General features: G+C 68.5%; 15 protein-coding genes. 13 read left to right on the top strand and 2 right to left on the bottom strand.

The features are described 5' to 3' along the window. Positions 1 to 133 precede the first annotated feature (133 nt). Positions 134 to 1,099 carry a hypothetical protein gene (locus tag C5O27_RS17345; RefSeq protein ID WP_127963249.1) on the bottom strand — a complete coding sequence of 322 codons (966 nt, stop codon included), beginning with the start codon at positions 1,097 to 1,099 and terminating at the stop codon, positions 134 to 136. Positions 1,100 to 1,554: 455 nt separating this feature from the next. Further along, entirely contained in the window at positions 1,555 to 1,689 is a 135-nt protein-coding gene (locus C5O27_RS23155; RefSeq protein ID WP_279636553.1) for a hypothetical protein, read from the bottom strand. Here C5O27_RS23155 and pheS point away from each other — a divergent pair. The 13 genes from pheS (at position 1,682) to tyrS (ending at position 18,766) form a co-directional block, all read left to right on the top strand. Further along, positions 1,682 to 2,734, top strand: coding sequence for a phenylalanine--tRNA ligase subunit alpha (gene pheS / locus C5O27_RS17335; protein WP_127963247.1), 1,053 nt, complete (start codon positions 1,682 to 1,684; stop codon positions 2,732 to 2,734). The two genes, C5O27_RS23155 and pheS, sit on opposite strands and share 8 nt — an antisense overlap. A 56-nt stretch (positions 2,735 to 2,790) precedes the next feature. After that, on the top strand, positions 2,791 to 5,262 hold the full coding sequence (gene pheT / locus C5O27_RS17330; RefSeq protein ID WP_127963246.1) for a phenylalanine--tRNA ligase subunit beta: 2,472 nt from the start codon (positions 2,791 to 2,793) through the stop codon (positions 5,260 to 5,262). Positions 5,263 to 5,334: 72 nt separating this feature from the next. Next, on the top strand, positions 5,335 to 6,393 hold the full coding sequence (gene argC, locus C5O27_RS17325; protein WP_127963245.1) for an N-acetyl-gamma-glutamyl-phosphate reductase: 1,059 nt from the start codon (positions 5,335 to 5,337) through the stop codon (positions 6,391 to 6,393). Then, complete coding sequence (gene argJ, locus C5O27_RS17320) at positions 6,390 to 7,664, top strand: bifunctional glutamate N-acetyltransferase/amino-acid acetyltransferase ArgJ (RefSeq protein ID WP_127963244.1); 1,275 nt, start codon at positions 6,390 to 6,392, stop codon at positions 7,662 to 7,664. Before argC ends, argJ begins: the two co-directional genes overlap by 4 nt. Then, positions 7,661 to 8,587, top strand: coding sequence for an acetylglutamate kinase (gene argB, locus C5O27_RS17315; RefSeq protein WP_006360749.1), 927 nt, complete (start codon positions 7,661 to 7,663; stop codon positions 8,585 to 8,587). Before argJ ends, argB begins: the two co-directional genes overlap by 4 nt. Beyond that, positions 8,584 to 9,795 (top strand): acetylornithine transaminase, encoded by a 1,212-nt coding sequence (locus C5O27_RS17310; RefSeq protein ID WP_035752222.1) that lies wholly within the window; start codon positions 8,584 to 8,586, stop codon positions 9,793 to 9,795. Before argB ends, C5O27_RS17310 begins: the two co-directional genes overlap by 4 nt. Further along, the gene (gene argF / locus C5O27_RS17305; protein WP_006360747.1) at positions 9,792 to 10,715 is read left to right on the top strand and encodes an ornithine carbamoyltransferase; all 924 of its coding nucleotides are present in this window, start codon (positions 9,792 to 9,794) and stop codon (positions 10,713 to 10,715) included. The genes C5O27_RS17310 and argF overlap by 4 nt, the downstream gene beginning before the upstream one ends. Positions 10,716 to 10,742: 27 nt before the next feature. Continuing rightward, positions 10,743 to 11,249, top strand: a complete 507-nt coding sequence (locus C5O27_RS17300; protein ID WP_127963243.1) for an arginine repressor — start codon at positions 10,743 to 10,745, stop codon at positions 11,247 to 11,249. 158 nt (positions 11,250 to 11,407) lie between these two features. After that, positions 11,408 to 12,607: an argininosuccinate synthase gene (locus C5O27_RS17295; RefSeq protein WP_127963242.1), complete on the top strand. Its 1,200-nt coding sequence runs from the start codon at positions 11,408 to 11,410 to the stop codon at positions 12,605 to 12,607. Next, positions 12,604 to 14,055 carry an argininosuccinate lyase gene (argH, locus tag C5O27_RS17290; RefSeq protein WP_075864100.1) on the top strand — a complete coding sequence of 484 codons (1,452 nt, stop codon included), beginning with the start codon at positions 12,604 to 12,606 and terminating at the stop codon, positions 14,053 to 14,055. The genes C5O27_RS17295 and argH overlap by 4 nt, the downstream gene beginning before the upstream one ends. Positions 14,056 to 14,140: 85 nt before the next feature. Continuing rightward, positions 14,141 to 17,137 (top strand): AMP-binding protein, encoded by a 2,997-nt coding sequence (locus C5O27_RS17285; RefSeq protein WP_127963241.1) that lies wholly within the window; start codon positions 14,141 to 14,143, stop codon positions 17,135 to 17,137. Between the two features lie 5 nt (positions 17,138 to 17,142). Continuing rightward, positions 17,143 to 17,358, top strand: coding sequence for a Trm112 family protein (locus C5O27_RS17280; RefSeq protein ID WP_006360742.1), 216 nt, complete (start codon positions 17,143 to 17,145; stop codon positions 17,356 to 17,358). Between the two features lie 76 nt (positions 17,359 to 17,434). After that, positions 17,435 to 18,766: a tyrosine--tRNA ligase gene (gene tyrS / locus C5O27_RS17275; RefSeq protein ID WP_127963240.1), complete on the top strand. Its 1,332-nt coding sequence runs from the start codon at positions 17,435 to 17,437 to the stop codon at positions 18,764 to 18,766. Positions 18,767 to 19,140 lie beyond the last annotated feature (374 nt).

Raw genomic sequence — 19,140 nt, 5'->3', positions numbered from 1 at the left:
TCCCGGCACGGGGTGGTGCCGGGACCGTTTGTCTCAGCGTGTCCGAGAGCGCTGCTCGGGCATCCGTCGCCATCGCGTTGAGCGAGCACCTGCCCATCTCGAGACAATGCCGATGGCCTCGGCGATCAATGATCTAGTTCCGCAGCACCATCACCCATCTGCCGTTGAAGATCGGTTGACGGCAGATCGCCGCGCTGCTGTCGAGACAGTCCTGCAGGACGCCGAGATCGGGCCGGTACGCATACGGCTCCGGCATGAAGTCGTGCCATATCGCTCCACCTCCGAGCACAAGCAGAACGGAGGCCGCATACGCCTGCCATCGTCTTGATGCTCGACCGAGCACTGCGACCATCAGAACGACCAAGGTCGCCACCGGGACGACGATATGGCGCTGGAGTCCCAACGAGGACGCGGTCATCCAGGTCCCGTATGCAAACGTCGCGCTGCCGAGCACTGCAATTGCCAACGCCCACAGGGCCAGCGCCACCCCGCGCAGAACCACCACACTCAACGCCAACACTCCGGCACACCACAGGATCGCGGCGCCGACAAACCAGACAGACGCGTTACGACCGAACACGTCAGCATCGCCGAACAGCCAACTTCCGCCCACCCGTTCGTATATCGCCTTCAGCAACAAGAACGGAGTGCCCCCGCCGCGCGTTTCGCGGTGGGATTGCACGAAGGTCACCAGTTGCACGGCCGCGGCAGTGGCGGCCACGGCGGCCGTTAGCGTCGAGTGCGGAGTGCGGCCGACTCGCCACCAGCGCCAGACGAACCACGGCAGGAATATGACGATGAGGGGTCCACTCAACCCCAGGAGTCCTACCGCGAGGAGCTCTGCGGCACGTGCGATGCGAGTCCTCGGGTCGTCGGAGACGACCAGGAGTAGCAGGCAAATGCCACCGACGAAGATCAGGTTGGCGATGTTCGCAAGCACTTCCCACATCGGCGGCATCAAGCACAACAAAGCGAACAGGACCGCGCGGAGAACTTTTCCCGGCACGAGCCAGTCCAGCCGTCTCGACAGAGCCGGGGTCAGCATCAACAGGTGCACGAGCAGGGCTGCTGACGCGTACAAGGCCGGTGCACTGGTCACCGCAGCGGGTTCGAGTATCGCTGCGATCGCACGAGGGACCACGTGGAGATATCCCGCGTACGGATCGGCAAGTGCGGCAGGGCCCGAATTGTGGGCCCCGGCCAAGAAGATCCGACCGTCCTCGGCGAACAGGGACGCGTCACGCAAGCGTGCTGTTCCTCGGCCTACGAATGCGATCGCGGCTGCGGCAGCTATCAACAGCGACCAGTTCGTCGACGATCGTCTCGGAGCGCGGACAGTCGGTGGCTCCACTCGTGCGGTTGGATCGGTGCCGTCCACACGGCGAAGCTACCGGAGCGACCAGTGGTCGCGACGGGTTTCCGAGCGGCGCACTCTCCCGGCGAGGGCCGACATTCCGGAGCAGTCCGAGTCGGGTGAGCGCCGGCGGGACACCGTTGTTGACCCGCTTGCAGGCGACGACGCCTCCCTGCAGGTCAGCGCCTCGCGGCGGTCGACTACGCTCGATGGGAGTCATCGCCGCCGTTGACGGTCGCCTCGAGCCGGTTCTCCGCGCCCGACCCGCCCTCCGCGTGACGACGACGCCGTCCACCCACCGACCCACGCATGAGGAGCTCGCCGACCGTGGCCACTTCCGCCGACGAAACGGTATTCCCCGGACCCGACGACCTCGAGGCGGCGGCGACGTCGGCCGTCGAGGCCTTCGAGGCGGCGGCCGATCTCGAGCAGCTGTCCGCGGCGAAGTCCGCGCATCTCGGCGACCGATCGCCGATCGCACTGGCCCGTCGCGCCCTCGGCAGCCTGCCGAAGGAGCAGCGTTCGGAGGCCGGCAAGCTCGTGAACCAGGTTCGGGGTCGGGTGACCGCGGCGCTGGAACTGCGAACTGCGACCCTCGAGGCCGAACGTGACGCGGCGGTGCTCGTCGCCGAGTCGGTCGACGTGACGCTGCCCAGCGGTCGTCGCCCGGTCGGCGCCCGCCATCCCATCACCGTCATCGCCGAGCAGGTCGCCGACGTCTTCGTTGCCATGGGTTGGGAGATCGCCGAGGGACCCGAGGTCGAGACCGAGCACCACAACTTCGACGCTCTCAACTTTCTGCCGGATCATCCGGCGCGGTCGATGCAGGACACCTTCTACATCGCGCCCGAGGGCTCGCGTCAGGTGCTGCGCACGCACACCTCGCCGGTCCAGGTGCGGTCGATGCTCAACCGCGACGTGCCGATCTACGTGGCCTGCCCGGGTCGGACCTTCCGCACCGACGAGCTCGACGCCACTCACACCCCGGTGTTCCACCAGATCGAGGGACTCGCCGTCGACAAGGGTCTGACCATGGCGAACCTGCGCGGCACCCTCGAGACCTTCGCCCGCGCGCTGTTCGGGCCGGAGACCACCACGCGGATGCGTGCGTCGTACTTCCCGTTCACCGAACCGTCGGCAGAGGTCGACGTCTGGTTCCCGGCCAAGAAGGGCGGACCCGGCTGGGTCGAGTGGGGCGGCTGCGGCATGGTCAACCCGAACGTGCTGCGCGCGAGCGGAATCGACCCGGATGTCTACTCCGGCTTCGCCTTCGGCATGGGCCTGGAACGCACCCTGCAGTTCCGCAACGACATCTCCGACATGCGCGACATGGTCGAGGGCGACATCCGGTTCACCCTCCCATTCGGTCCGGCCGCCTGACCGGCCCGGCGAGCATCCTTCGACTTCCACGACGCGACGAAAGTAGTTGATACACAGTGCGTGCACCACAGTCCTGGTACACCGAGGTCCTGCGCTCGGGCGATCCGAAGTGGTCGGCGACCACCGAGGAGATCGACGCGGGGTTCGTCCGCGTCGGTTTCGAGATCGAGGACATCGAGAAGTTCCCGGAGATCACCGGTCCGCTGGTGATCGGTCGCGTGGAGACGATCGAGGAGCTCACCGAGTTCAAGAAGCCGATCCGCTTCTGCACCGTCGAGGTGGGCGAGGCGGAGCCGCGCGGGATCGTCTGCGGCGCCCGGAACTTCGCCGAGGGTGACCTGATCGTCGCCGCACTGCCCGGCGTCGTGCTGCCCGGCCCGTTCGAGATCGCCTCGCGCAAGACCTACGGCCGCATCTCGGACGGCATGATCTGCTCGGTCTCCGAGCTAGGCATCGGCAACGACCACAGCGGCATCCTGGTGCTGGCCCCCGGCACCGCCGAGCCCGGCGCCGACGCCCGTGAGGTCCTCGGACTCGACGACGCCGCGATCGACGTCAACGTCACCCCGGACCGCGGTTACGCCTTCTCGATCCGCGGTCTCGGCCGTGAGCTGGCAAGCAGCTTCGAGGTGCCCTTCGTCGACCCGGGTGTCGTTGAAGCCGATGTGATCGCAGAGGGCACTCCGTGGCCCGTCGCCATCGAGGACGGCTCCGGCGCCACCCGCTACACCGCGCGCGTTATCACCGGCGTCGACCCGAAGGCGATCTCGCCGTGGTGGATGCAGAAGCGCCTTCTGGTCGCGGGTATCCGGCCGATCTCGGCGATCGTCGACGTCACCAACTACGTGATGATCGAACTCGGCCAGCCGCTGCACGCCTTCGACGCAGACCGCATCACCGGCACCGTCACCGTCCGCTCGGCGAAGCCGGGGGAGAAGCTGCGCACCCTCGACGAGGTAGACCGCGTGCTCGACCCGGAGGACGTCGTCATCGCCGACGAGACCGGTCCCATCGCCCTCGCCGGCGTCATGGGCGGCCGCGCCACCGAGGTGGGTGACTCGACGACCACCGTGCTGCTCGAGTCTGCGACCTTCGACCCCGTCCGTGTGTTCCGCACCGGCAAACGCCACAAGTTGACCTCCGAGGCCAGCAAGCGCTTCGAGCGCATCGTCGACCCGGAGATCACCGCGGTCGCCTCCGATCGGGCCGCCCAGCTCATCGTCGAGATCGCCGGCGGGACCATCTCCTCACCGCTGTCCGAGGCGCGTGTCGCGACCCCGCTCCCATCGGCGATCACCATCGCCGCCGACGAGCCCGACCGCGTCGCAGGCATCGGCTATCCGGCCGGCACCACCGCCGCACGTCTCACCGAGGTCGGCTGCGTGGTCACCGGCACCGACCCCCTCGACGTCGTCCCGCCGTCGTGGCGTCCCGACCTCAAGCAGCGCGCCGACCTCGTTGAAGAGGTCGTGCGTCTCGAAGGTCTCGAGGACATCCCCGCCGTCGTGCCGCGCGCACCCGGCGGCACCGGCCTGACGCCGGAGCAGCGTCGTCGGCGCAGCGTCGGACGCACCCTCGCCCTCGACGGGTATGTCGAGGTCCTCCCGTACCCGTTCATGCCGGCCGGGGTCTTCGACCTCTGGGATCTGCCCGCCGACGACGAGCGCCGCCGGACCGTCAAGGTGCTCAACCCGCTCGAGTCGGATCGGCCCGAACTCAACACGACGCTGCTGCCGGGTCTGCTCGAGATGGCGGCGCGCAACATCGCTCGTGGCCAGCGGGACCTGTCGTTGTTCACCATCGGCCAGATCGTCATCGCCGGGGACCACGTCGCACCCGTCCCCGCGCTCGACGTGACGCAGCGTCCCACCGATGAGGAGATCGCGGCGCTCGACGCCTCGTTGCCGCATCAGCCGCTGCACGTCGGTGTCGTTCTGAGCGGCTTGCGCGACCCTGCGGGGCCGTGGGGTCCGGGACGCGCCGCCGACTACCTCGACGCCTTCGAGGCGGCTCGCACGATCGCGCGTGCTGCGGGGGTGGAGCTTGAACTCTCCGCCGCCGATCACCGGCCGTGGCATCCGGGCCGCTGTGCCCGCCTGACCGTCGACGGACGCACGGTCGGCTACGCCGGCGAGCTCCATCCGGCGGTCCTCGAACGCGCCCACCTCCCCAAGCGTGCGTGCGCGGTCGAGATCGACATCGATGCCTTGCCGCTCCGCGAGGTGCTGCCCGCTCCGGCGGTGTCGGTGTTCCCGGCCGTCCTGCAGGACGTCAACGTGGTGGTCGCGGCCGATGTGCCGGCCGCCGAGGTCCGGTCGGCGCTGCGCGACGGCGCGGGTGAGCTGCTCGAGGACATTGCCCTGTTCGACGTCTTCACCGGCGAGCAGGTCGGCGACGGCAACAAGTCGCTGACGTTCTCGCTGCGCTTCCGCGCGAGTGATCGCACGCTCACGGAGGACGAGGCCAACGCCGCGAAGCTGGCCGCGGTCGACGCCGCCGCCGAACGAGTGGGCGCCCGCCTCCGCTGACACGAGGGCCGGACCGCCGACCCACTCCACCCCGTCTATGAATTGATTTGCAGGCTGCTGCATAATGATTGCATGGCTTCGACAAGCTCAACCAGCAAGGTGAAGGTCGCGGTGGCCGGCGCGAGCGGCTACGCGGGCGGTGAGATCCTCCGACTCCTGTGCGGGCATCCACGTCTGCGATCCGGCGAGCTCCAGATCGGTGCGCTGACTGCCGGCGGCAACGCCGGCACCACGCTCGGATCCCACCACCCGCACCTGTTGCCGCTGGCAGATCGGGTTCTCGAGGAGACCACTCCGGAGATCCTGAGCGGCCACGACGTGGTCTTCCTGGGGCTGCCGCACGGTGCATCGGCCGTCATCGCCGACGCCCTGCCGCCGACCACGCTGATCATCGACTGCGGCGCCGACTTCCGGCTGCGCGATGCCGGTGACTGGACCTCCTACTACGGCGGGGATCATGCAGGCACCTGGCCGTACGGCCTGCCCGAGCTCCCCGGCAATCGTGAGGTCCTCAAGGACGCCAGCCGGATCGCCGTCCCGGGCTGCTACCCGACGGTGTCGATCCTTTCGCTGCTCCCGGCGATCGCGGCCGGCCTTGCCGAGCCGCACGTGACCGTGGTCGCGGTCAGCGGCGCGTCGGGTGCCGGGCGTTCGCCGAAGGTCGATCTGCTCGCCTCCGAGGTCATCGGGTCCGCCCGGGCCTACGGTGTCGGCGGCGTCCACCGGCACACCCCGGAGATCTCGCAGGCACTGTCGGAGGCGGCGCAGCAGCCCGTCACCGTCTCGTTCACCCCGATCCTCGCGCCGATGGCCCGGGGCATCCTCGCGACGTGCACCGCACGGACCACCGCGACCGGCGACGAGGTCCGCGCGGTCTACGAAAAGGCCTACGCCGATGAGGAATTCATCCATGTCCTGCCGGACGGCCGCCTGCCGGCCACCGGTTCGGTCATCGGTTCCAACGCCGTCCAGCTCGGGGTGACCGTCGACGAGCGCGCCCAGACCCTCGTGGTCGTCGGCGCCGTGGACAACCTGACCAAGGGGACCGGCGGCGCCGCGGTCCAGTCGATGAACCTGGCGCTGGGCTGGACAGAGAACGAGGGACTGAGCACCGTGGGAGTTGCACCATGACAGGCGTCGAGGGAACCGGAATCCAGGCCCCACAACCGGGTCCGGACCGCATCGAGGGCGGCGCCCCCGGCGACACCCCGCGGCTCGTCCGCGAACAGGGCGTCACCGCGCCGCTGGGCTTCCGTGCTGCGGGGATCGCGGCCGGTATCAAGGTGTCCGGCAACCCCGACCTCGCCCTCGTGTTCAACGAGGGCCCGGATTACTCGGCCGCCGGCGTCTTCACCAGCAACCAGGTCAAGGCCGCACCCGTCCTGTGGTCCCAGCAGGTTCTCACCACCGGCAAGCTGCGCGCGGTGATCCTCAACTCGGGCGGCGCCAACGCGTGCACCGGGCCCGGCGGATTCCAGGACAGCCACAAGACGGCCGAGGCCGTCGCGGAGGCGTTGAGCAACTGGGGGACCAGCACCGGCGCCGTCGAGGTGGCGGTCTGCTCGACCGGGCTCATCGGCGATCGCCTCCCGATGGACAAGGTCCTCGCCGGCGTCACCGAGATCGTCCAGGAGATGGGCGGCGGACTCACCGGCGGCACAGACGCCGCATACGCCATCATGACCACCGACACCGTGCCGAAACAGGCTGCGCTGCACCATCCCCAGGGGTGGAACGTCGGCGGCATGGGCAAGGGCGCGGGGATGATGGCGCCCTCGCTCGCGACGATGCTCGTGGTGCTCACCACCGACGCCGCGGCCACCACCGAACAGCTCGACACCGCACTGCGTCGCGCGACCGCGCGGACCTTCGACCGGCTCGACATCGACGGCTCCATGTCCACCAACGACACCGTGCTCCTGCTGAGTTCGGGTGCCAGCCAGATCCCGGTCGACCAGGCCGATCTCGACGAGGCCGTCTTCGCGGTCTGCGACGACCTGGCCGCCCAGATGCAGGCCGACGCGGAGGGTGTCACCAAGCGGGTCACCATCACCGTCACGGGCGCACCGACCGAGGACGATGCCCTGGTCGTCGCCCGGTTCGTGGCCCGCGACTCGCTGGTCAAGACCGCTCTGTTCGGCTCCGACCCCAACTGGGGCCGGGTGCTGGCCACGGTCGGCGCGTCACCGGTCCGGATCGATCCGGACGTGATCGCCGTGTCGTTCAACGGATTCCCCGTGTGCGAGAACGGTTGTGGCGTCGAAGGAGCGCGCGACGTCGACCTCTCCGGTGCCGACATCGACGTCCTCGTCGACCTGAAGCTCGGCGACGCCTCGGCGTCGGTCCGGACCACGGACCTCTCGCACGCGTACGTCGAAGAGAACTCGGCGTACTCGTCATGAGCGACACGACACCGGATTCCGGTGCCCACCAGATCGATCCGGCCGCCGGCCTCGTGAAGGCGAAGGTCCTCGCCGAAGCGCTTCCCGCGCTGCAGGAACTCGCCGGCGCCACGATCGTCGTCAAGTACGGCGGCAACGCCATGGTCGACGACGAGCTGAAGAAGGCGTTCGCCGCGGACATGGTGTTCCTCCGGGCCTGCGGGATGCACCCGGTCGTCGTGCACGGTGGCGGACCGCAGATCTCGGCGATGCTGAAAAAGCTCGGCCTGCAAGGAGAATTCAAGGGAGGATTCCGGGTCACCACACCCGAGGTGATGGACGTCGCCCGGATGGTTCTCTTCGGTCAGGTCGGTCGTGAACTGGTCGGTCTCATCAACGCCCACGGCCCTTACGCCGTCGGCATCACCGGTGAGGACGCCCATCTGTTCACCGCAACGCGGCGGACGGTTCTCGTCGACGGCGTCGCCACCGACATCGGACTCGTCGGCGACATCTCCTCGGTGAACACCTCCGCGGTGCTCGATCTCGTTGCGGCAGGGCGCATCCCGGTGGTCTCGACCATCGCCCCCGACCGCGACGGCGTCGTCCACAACATCAACGCCGACACCGCGGCCGGTGCGCTCGCCGAGGCGCTCGGCGCATCGCGGCTGGTCATGCTCACCGATGTCGAAGGGCTGTACACCGATTGGCCCGACCGCGGGTCGCTGGTGTCCCGGATCGACACCGATTCCCTGGCCGAACTGCTGCCCTCGCTGGATTCCGGCATGGTCCCGAAGATGGAGGCCTGCCTGCGTGCGGTGACCGGGGGAGTCGAACGCGCCCATGTGATCGACGGCCGCGTCGCCCATTCCGTGCTGGCCCAATTGCTGACCGAGAGCTCCACCGGCACCACCGTCGTCGACCCGCGTGAGGAGGACCAGTGACCGCACCGCTGCAACAGCGTTGGGGCCAGTCCCTGATGAAGAACTACGGCACCCCGCCGATCGCCCTGGTCGGCGGTTCGGGGCCGTACGTCACCGATGCCGACGGCAAGCGATACCTCGACCTGCTCGGTGGGATCGCGGTGAACTCCCTCGGCCACGCGCATCCCGCGATCGTCGAGGCCGTCACCACCCAGTTGCAGACGCTCGGGCACGTGTCGAACCTGTACATCTCGCCGCCCGTCGTCGAACTCGCGGAGAAGCTGCTCGACCGCTTCGGCCACCCGGGTCGCGCGTTCTTCTGCAACTCCGGCACCGAGGCCAACGAGGCCGCCTTCAAGCTCGCGCGCCGGACCGGCCGGCCGGAGATCGTGGCCGCCGAGAAGGCCTTCCACGGCCGCACCATGGGTGCGCTCGCCATGACCGGGCAGCCGTCGAAGCGTGCGCCGTTCGAGCCGATGCCCCCGGGCGTGCGGTTCGTGCCCTACGGCGACACCGAGGCACTCGACGCCGCGGTCACCGACCAGACCGCCGCTGTCATCCTCGAACCGATCCTCGGTGAGGCCGGCGTGATCGTCCCGCCCGCCGACTATCTGGCCGCCGCCCGCCGCATCACCAGCGAGCGCGGCGCGCTGCTGATCCTCGACGAGGTGCAGACCGGCGTCGCACGGACCGGGACCTTCTTCGCCCACCAACAGGTGGGTGTGGTGCCCGACGTGATGACACTGGCCAAGGGCCTCGGCGGCGGACTGCCGATCGGTGCGTGCATCGCCACCGGCCCGGCCGCCGAGCTGTTCGAACCCGGCCAGCACGGCACGACCTTCGGTGGCAATCCCGTCGCCGCGGCGGCCGCGCTCGCCGTGCTCGGGGTCATCGAGTCCGAAGGCCTCACCGATCACGTTGCCGCCGTGGGGAAGACGATCGCCACCAGCATCGAGGACCTCCACCACCCGCTGATCGCCGGCGTGCGAGGCGCCGGTCTGCTCCTCGGTATCGAACTGACCGAGGCGCTGTCCGGACGCGCCGAGGCCGCGGCGCGCGACGCCGGATTCCTCATCAACGCACCGGCACCCGACGTGCTGCGGCTCGCACCGCCGCTGATCATCACCGAGGAACAGGCACAGTCCTTCGTCGGCGCGCTGCCGGCGATCCTCGACACCGCTGCCCAGAACGACAAGGGAGACCTCGTGAACAAGGAAAACAGGGCATGACGCGTCACTTCCTACGCGACGACGACCTCACCCCCGACGAGCAGGCCGAGGTGCTCGCCCTCGCCGCCCTGGTGAAGGCCCAGCCGTTCGCCTTCCGCCCGCTCGAGGGACCCCGCGGGGTCGGGGTGATCTTCGACAAGAACTCGACTCGTACGCGCTTCTCGTTCGAGGTGGGCATCGCCCAGCTCGGCGGTCACGCGGTGGTCGTCGACGGTCGCACCACCCAGCTCGGCCGCGAGGAGACCCTCGAGGACACCGGACGCGTGCTGTCGCGCTTCGTCGACGCCGTCGTGTGGCGCACCTTCGGGCAGGACCGCCTCGAGGCGTTGTCGTCGACGGCAACCGTGCCGGTCGTCAACGCGCTGTCGGACGAGTTCCACCCGTGCCAGGTGCTCGCGGACCTGCAGACGATCATCGAGCAGAAGGGTTCGCCCAGCGGTCTGAAGATGACCTATCTGGGCGACGGCGCCAACAACATGGCCCACTCGCTCGGCCTGGGCGGCGTCACCGCCGGGATGCACGTCACGATCAGTGCTCCCGAGGGTTTCCAGCCAGATCCGGCGATCATCGCCGACACCGAGCGTCGTGCCGCGGAGACCGGGGGATCGGTACACCTCGTGACCGATCCCGTCGAAGCCGTCACCGGTGCCGACGTCCTGGTCACCGACACCTGGGTGTCGATGGGTCAGGAGGAGGACGGCAGGGACCGCACGGCACCTTTCCGGCCGTACCAGATCAACGACGAGTTGCTCGCCCACGCCGCCGACGATGCGATCGTGCTGCACTGTCTGCCGGCGCATCGAGGCGACGAGATCACGGCATCGGTCATCGACGGTCCGCGCAGTGTCGTCTTCGACGAGGCCGAGAACCGTCTGCACGCGCAGAAGGCCCTGCTGATCTGGCTGCTGGAGCACCAGTGAGATGACACCAGAGAGTCAGGACGAGTTGTGACCGCCGGAGCCGAACCCGCGGAGAACCGCCTCGCCGCGACCCGAGCGGGCCGGCATGCGCGGATCATCGACATCCTGTCGACCCACCAGGTGCGCAGCCAGTCGGAGCTGCAGCGGTTGCTGGCCCAGCACGGGATCGATGCCACCCAGGCCACGCTGTCGCGCGATCTCGACGAGCTCGGGGCCGTGAAGCTGCGGGCCGCCGACGGCGGCGCGGGTGTGTACGTGGTGCCGGAGGACGGATCGCCGGTGCGCGGCGTGTCCGGCGGGACCGATCGCCTCTCGCGCCTCGTGTCGGAACTGCTGGTCTCCACCGACAGCAGCGGCAACCTCGCCGTACTGCGCACGCCGCCGGGCGCCGCTCACTACCTGGCGGCCGCCCTCGACCGCGCCCGGCTCCCCGACGTGGTGGGCACGATCGCCGGTGACGACACGATCTTCGTCGTCGCCCGCGAACCGCTCGACGGCGCCGAACTCGCCAAACGGATCGAGGGCCTCGTGTAGCCCCGTTCCGCTGCAGAACCACCGGCCGCGCCCGCCGACGGCCGGACAGCACAAGTACCGCAACCGAACACACCGCCAACCGAGACCCGGACGGTGTGGTCGGAACCCCGGGGCCGATGATGGACTCGGGTCATCGCTTAGAACAGGAGCTTCACCTCATGGCAGAACGTGTCGTACTCGCATACTCGGGCGGCCTGGACACCTCGGTCGCGATCAGCTGGATCCAGAAGGAGACCGGCAAGGAGGTCGTCGCCGTGGCTCTCGACCTCGGGCAGGGCGGCGAGGACATGGACGTCATCCGCCAGCGCGCCCTCGACTGCGGCGCGGTCGAAGCCGTCGTCGTCGACGCCCGTGACGAATTCGCCGACGAGTACTGCCTCCCGGCGATCACCTCGAACGCCCTCTACATGGACCGCTACCCGCTGGTCTCGGCGCTGTCGCGTCCGCTGATCGCCAAGCACCTCGTGACCGCCGCCCGCGACCACGGCGGCACCGTCGTCGCCCACGGCTGCACCGGCAAGGGCAACGACCAGGTCCGCTTCGAGGTCGGCTTCGCCACCCTCGCACCCGATCTGGAGGTCATCGCACCGGTTCGCGACTACGCGTGGACCCGCGAGAAGGCGATCGCCTTCGCCGAAGAGAACAACATCCCGATCAACGTGACCAAGAAGTCGCCGTTCTCCATCGACCAGAACGTGTGGGGTCGTGCCGTCGAGACCGGCTTCCTCGAGGACCTGTGGAATGCACCGACGAAGGACGTCTACAGCTACACCGAGGACCCGACCGTCAACTGGAACACCCCCGACGAGGTCATCATCGGCTTCGACAAGGGTCGCCCCGTCAGCATCGACGGCCGGCCGGTCTCCGTGCTGCAGGCCATCGAGGAGCTGAACCGCCGCGCCGGTGCGCAGGGTGTCGGACGCCTCGACGTCGTCGAGGACCGTCTCGTCGGCATCAAGAGCCGCGAGGTCTACGAGGCCCCGGGCGCCATGGTGCTGATCCGCGCCCACGAGGAACTCGAGCACGTCACCATCGAGCGCGAGCTCGGCCGCTACAAGCGCGGCACCGACCGCAAGTGGGCCGAGCTGGTCTACGACGGTCTCTGGTTCTCGCCGCTGAAGCGTTCGCTCGACGCCTTCGTGGACTCGACCCAGCAGCACGTCTCCGGCGAGATCCGCCTGGTCCTGCACGGCGGCAACATCGCCGCCACCGGACGTCGTAGCTCCGAGTCGCTCTACGACTTCAATCTCGCGACCTACGACGAGGGCGACAGCTTCGACCAGTCGGCAGCCCGTGGCTTCGTCGAGCTGCACGGCCTGTCCTCCAAGATCTCGGCCAAGCGGGACCTGAATCTGTGAGTGGCGAGCAGACCGGCGGGACGACCAACGAGGGTTCGCTCTGGGGCGGCCGTTTCGCCGGCGGTCCGGCCGCGGCGATGGCTGCCCTGAGCAAGTCGACCCATTTCGACTGGGCCCTGGCACCTTTCGACATCCAGGCATCCAAGGCCCACGCCCGAGTGCTCAACAAGGCGGGGCTGCTCACCGATGACGACCTGACCGGCATGCTGGACGGCCTCGACCGTCTGGCGGCCGACGTGGCCGACGGGACCTTCGGTCCCGCGGAGTCCGACGAGGACGTCCACGGTGCGCTCGAGCGCGGCCTCATCGAACGGGTCGGCCCCGAGCTCGGCGGGCGACTCCGAGCCGGCCGGTCGCGCAACGACCAGGTCGCCACGCTGTTCCGGATGTGGCTGCGCGCCGCCATGCGCCGCGTCGCCCTCGGACTGCTCGACGTCGTCGACGCGCTGACCGCCCAGGCGGCTGCGCATCCCGACGCGATCATGCCCGGTAAGACGCACCTACAGGCGGCCCAGCCGGTGCTGCTCGGCCACCACCTGCTCGCCCATGCGCAGCCGTTGCTCCGCGACATCGACCGGCTCGCCGACGCCGACCGCCGAACCGCGGTCTCGCCGTACGGCTCCGGCGCCCTGGCCGGTTCGTCGCTGGGTCTCGATCCGGCCGCCATCGCGGCCGACCTCGGGTTCGACGCCCCGGCCGAGAACTCCATCGATGCCACCTCGTCCCGCGACTTCGCGGCCGAGGCGGCGTTCGTGTTCGCGATGATCGCGGTCGACCTCTCCCGGTTGTCCGAAGAGGTGATCATTTGGAGCACACCGGAATTCGGGTACGTGACGCTGGCCGACGCCTGGTCGACGGGCAGCTCGATCATGCCGCAGAAGAAGAACCCGGACGTCGCGGAGCTGATGCGCGGCAAGGCCGGCCGCCTGATCGGCGACCTGACGGGTCTCCTCGCGACGCTCAAGGCGCAGCCGCTGGCGTACAACCGCGACCTCCAGGAGGACAAGGAACCGGTCTTCGACGCGGTCGCGCAGCTCGAGATGCTGCTGCCGGCCGTCACCGGACTGGTCGCGACGCTCGAGTTCCACACCGACCGCATGGAGGAGCTGGCCCCGGCCGGCTTCACCCTCGCCACCGACATCGCCGAGTGGATGGTCCGGCAGGGTGTGCCCTTCCGCGTCGCCCACGAGGTCGCCGGAGCATGTGTCCGCGAGGCCGAGTCGCGGGGCATCGGCCTCGATGAGCTCGACGACGAGACGCTGACCGGCATCAACCCCTCGCTCACCCCCGCGGTCCGCGAGGTGCTGACGGTGCGCGGTTCGGTCGAGTCGCGCAACGCGCATGGCGGTACCGCGCCCGATCAGGTACGACGTCAGATAGACGTGGTGTCGGCGCAGTCGGCCGACCTGCGGACACGCTGGGGCGCCGGTCCCGGAGGACGAGGCTAGAACCACTTCCGAGTGGGTAGAGTGACATGTGTCACCGACGTGTCGGTGGTGGACGTTTCGCTGACAACGGGGAGGAATCGACGCGATGGTGGGTTTGGACGGGCTCCCGGATCTGGGCGGTGTGGTCAGCCGGGTGGTGGCGACCGCTCAGAACGGACTCGAGGTGCTCCGCTTCGGCGGTCTCGAGACCGGGACCGAACCGGCCCCCTTCGCGATCGTCGAGACCCACAAGATGTTCCGGCTGCGCCGGTACTTCCCGAACGAGCCGTCCAGCGGCCCGAACATCGTGCTCGTGCCGCCGATGATGGTGTCCGCCAACGTCTATGACGTGACCGAGCACAACGGTGCGGTGTCCATCCTCCATCGCAACGGCATCACCCCCTGGGTGATCGACTTCGGGTCCCCGGACACCGAAGAGGGCGGGATGGAGCGCAACCTCGCCGACCACGTGGTGGCCATCAGCCACGCGATCGACCTGATCGTCGAGGCGACCGGCCGCGACATCCACCTCGCCGGGTACTCCCAAGGCGGCATGTTCGCCTACCAGACCGCGGCCTACCGGCGGTCGAAGGGAATCGCGAGCGTCATCACCTTCGGCAGCCCGGTGGACGTCCTGGCGGCGCTGCCCCTCGGATTACCCGCTAGTCTGGTGGCGCCGGCCGCCGAGTTCCTCGCCGAGCGGTCCTTCGTGCGGAACCTCTGGATCCGGGACTGGATGGCGCGCACCGGCTTTCAGCTACTCGACCCGGTCAAGACCGTGCGCAGCCGGATCGACTTCCTCCGCCGTCTCCACGACCGCGAGGCGCTGCTCCCGCGTGAGGATCAGCGGCGGTTCCTCGAGGCCGATGGCTGGGTCGCCTGGTCCGGCCCGGCGATCGCCGAACTGCTGCGCCAGTTCGTCGCCCACAACCGCATGGTCTCCGGTGGCTTCGTCATCAACGGCGACCTCGTGTCGCTCACCGAGATCACCTGCCCGGTACTGGCGTTCGTCGGTGAGGCCGACGACATCGGTCAGCCCGCCGCGGTGCGCGGGATCGTGCGCGCCGCACCCGATGCCGAGGTCTACGAATCCACCCTGCCGGTCGGACACTTCGGTCTGGTGGTCGGTTCCACGGCGGGTCAGCACACCTGGCCCACCACGGCCGACTGGGTGAACTGGTTGTCGGACAACGGGACCCGTCCGGAGCTCATCAACGAGATGTCGCTGGTCGAGCCGGGGCACGGCGGTGGCGTCAGCCTGTCGTCGCGCATCACCCACGGCGTGGGGTCGGTCGCCGACGCCGGCACCGCGGCCTCCCGGGAACTGCTCACACTGGTCAACTCGCTGCAGCGCACGTCGCGGGCCGTCGCGTCGGAGTCGGTGCGCACGGTGCCCCGCCTGCTGCGCCTGGGCCAGATCCAGAGCGGCACCCGGATCTCGCTGTCGAAGCTGATGGCCGAGAACACCAAGAAGCACGGTGACAGCGAGCTCTTCCTCTTCGAGAACCGTGTACTCACCCACGCCCAGGTCGACACCCGCATCAACAACGTCGTCGCCGGCCTCATCGACTGTGGCGTGCGGCCGGGGCAGCACATCGGCGTCCTGATGGACACCCGCCCGAGCGCCCTGGTCGTGGTCGCGGCCCTGGCCCGGCTCGGCGCCGTCTCGGTGCTGCTGGCCGCAGACGCCGACGTGCGGGAGATGATGCGTCTCGCCGACAGTTCGGTCATCGTCACCGACCCCACCAACCTGGACCTCGCCGGCGCGGCGTCGGACCGGGTGCTGGTGCTCGGCGGTGGCAGTGGCGACTCCCGCGCCATCGACGGTGTCGACGGCGCGACGATCATCGACATGGAGCAGATCGACCCCAACGCCGTCGACCTGCCCACGTGGTACCGGCCCGATCCCGGTCTCGCGGGAGATCTCGCGTTCATCCTGTTCAGCCGTGCCCGGGGGAAGCTCGTGCCGTGGCCGGTGACCAACCACCGATTCGCGATGTCGGCGTTCGGTGCAGCCTCGGCGGCGGCGCTCTCCGACCGCGACACCGTGTACTGCCTGCCGCCCCTGCACCATGCCTCCGGCCTGCTGACGACCCTCGGCGCGACGGTGGTCGGCCGGTCCCGTATCGCGTTGTCCAACGGCATCGACCCGGAGACCTTCGCGACCGAGGTGCAGCGCTACGGCGTCACCGTGGTGTCCTACACCTGGTCGATGCTGGGCGACGTAGTACGCGATCCCCGCTTCCGGATCAACCAGCACAACCCGATCCGGCTGTTCATGGGTTCCGGGATGTCGGCGGGTCTATGGGAAGACGTATGCAGCAGCTTCCCCCGCGCCCGGATCCTCGAGTTCTTCGCGACCGCCGATGGCTCGGCGATCCTGGCCAACGTCTCCGGCGACAAATTGTCCTCCGTCGGGCGGCCGCTCCCGGAGACCAACCCGGTCGAGGTCGCGGCCTACGACATCGCAAACGATCGTCTTCTGATCGACGAGTCCGGATTCGTCCGGCGTGCCGAGGTGGGCGAGCCCGGGTTGCTGCTGGCCAAGGCCCGGCACAAGTTCGACACCAACGGCACGGTGCTGCGTGACGTCTTCACCAGCCGCGACCGGTGGGAGGTCTCGGGGCACCTGTTCGTCCGCGATGCCGACGGCGACCTGTACTTCCTCGGCGCCACCGACCGGGTGGTCCGAACCGAGGCCGGACCCGCGTTCATCCCGCCGATCACCCACGCGCTGTCGCGGATGCAGGGCGTCGACCGGGTCGTCGCCTACGGAGTGGGGGAGCCCGGACACCAGGTGCTCGTTGCCACACTGACCCTGCGCCCGGATGCCAAGCCCGAGTCTCTCACCGTCACCCAGCTGCGCATCGCACTCGGGGAGTTCCCTGCTGAGATCCGACCGCACCTCATCCGCGTGGTCGACGAGATCCCGCACTCCGCGTCGTACCGTCCGTTGAGCACCGTCTTCGCGGCCGAAGGGCTGCCCAAGCCGGGAGCGCGGATCTGGTACCGCGACGAGGAGGGGCGCTACCGGCGGTACACCAAGACGATCGCCGAGAAGCTGGACTGGGGCGGGTCGTCGGTCGACGATGCCCTAGGCTGAGCCGCGTGACGACACGCGCTGAGGCCATCGACCCGATCGTGCGCGAACGGCTGGCCTGCCCGCAGGACCACGGCCCGCTGATCAACGCCGGCGACGAGCTCTACAACCCGCGGCTGCACGTCGCGTACCGGATCGATGCCGACGGAATCCCCGTCATGCTCATCGACGAGGCACGCAAGGTCGACGACGCCGAGCACGAACGGCTGGTCTCCGGGCAGTAGCCCGACGCACCGGTCTCGACGCCCATACGTGTCACCTCGTCCGAGCGCCGATCTCGATGGATGACAAGATCGAGGGGTGAGTGCTGAGACTGAGGGAACCGCCAACACGACCGAGGGAACCGTCCGGACCGGGAACGCTCCCGTCGACATCCTGGACGAACTCGGCTGGCGAGGTCTGATCGCGCAGTCCACCGACCTCGACGCACTGCGCGAGGCTTTGGCGGACGGGCCCATCACGCTGTACGCGGGCTTCGACCCGACGGCGGCGAGCCTCCATGCCGGCCACCTCGTGCCGCTGCTGACCCTCAAGCGATTCCAGCTCGCCGGTCACCGACCGATCGTTCTCGCAGGTGGCGCCACCGGCCTCATCGGTGATCCGCGTGAGGTGGGGGAGCGCACCATGAACGCTCCCGACACGGTCGCCGAATGGGCCGGCCGGATCGACGCGCAGCTGCGCCGCTTCGTCGACATCGACGAATCGCCGACCGGTGCACTCGTCGTCAACAATCTCGACTGGACCGGACAGCTCACCGCCATCGAGTTCCTCCGCGACCTCGGCAAGCACTTCTCGGTGAACGTCATGCTGGCCCGGGACACCGTGAAGCGGCGCCTGGAGGGTGACGGGATCAGTTACGCCGAGTTCAGCTACCTGCTCCTGCAGTCCAACGACTTCGTCGAGCTCAACCGCCGGTACGGCTGCCTGCTGCAGATCGGTGGCTCTGATCAGTGGGGAAACATCATCGGCGGTGTCGACCTGGGACGCCGTCTCGACGGATTGTCGCTGCATGCGCTGACCGTGCCGCTCGTGACCTCGTCGGACGGCAAGAAGTTCGGCAAGTCCACCGGCGGCGGGAGCCTTTGGCTCGATCCTGAACTCACCAGCCCGTATGCCTGGTACCAGTACTTCGTGAACACCGCCGACGCAGACGTGATCCGCTACCTGCGGTGGTTCACCTTCCTCGGTCGTGAGGAGATCGCCGACCTCGAGCAGGCGACGGAGGAGAAGCCGCACCTGCGCCTCGCGCAGAAGAAGCTGGCCGCCGAGATGACCACGCTGATCCACGGGGAAGAGAACACTCGCGCCGTCGAGCTCGCCAGCCACGCACTGTTCGGACGTGCTGAGCTCGACGAACTCGACGAGGCCACGCTGGCAGCAGCCGTGGGGGAGACCGTCATCGCCGAGTACTCGGAGAAGCGACCCACCATCATCCAGTTGCTCGTCGACACCAAACTGTCCGAGAGCAACAAGGCCGCACGTCGTGCGGTGTCCGAAGGCGGCGCCTACGTGAACAACACCAAGATCACAGATCCGGAGTGGCAGCCGGCCGCCTCCGACCTGCTTCATGGTCGCTGGTTGGTCGTGCGACGAGGCAAGAAGAGTTTTGCCGGAGCAAAGCTGAGCCTCTGACCAGGGGATTTGACGCGTTGTTCGCGGCTGTGTAACTTAATCGACGCACCGCAGAGAGCAACTGCCCCGGAGCCGCAAGCACCGGGGAGCCTGAAGTGCCCGAGCCAATCGCGGGCCGCCTGTGCGGGGCCACTCCCAAGAACAAGATCACGAGTACATCTCGTGCTCTGGGAAAGCTCATCGGAGCCGGACTCATCACGAGGACGTCTGGTGGGTGTGTGTTCTTTGAGAACTCGATAGTGTGATGATGAATTGTCTGATGCCATTGTTGGCATCGTGCATTCTTTATGGATGTTGATGTTTGTTTTTTGTGTGGCGCTCGGCTTTGTCTGGGTGTCACATGTTTTGCTAGTTTTGGATTGGTCAGGTTTTGC

Origin of the sequence: Gordonia alkanivorans (assembly GCF_004011905.1) — a bacterium.
Taxonomy (GTDB): Bacteria; Actinomycetota; Actinomycetes; order Mycobacteriales; family Mycobacteriaceae; genus Gordonia; species Gordonia alkanivorans.
Note: the sequence above shows the minus strand (reverse complement) of the source record. Positions and strands in the feature narration are given on the sequence as shown.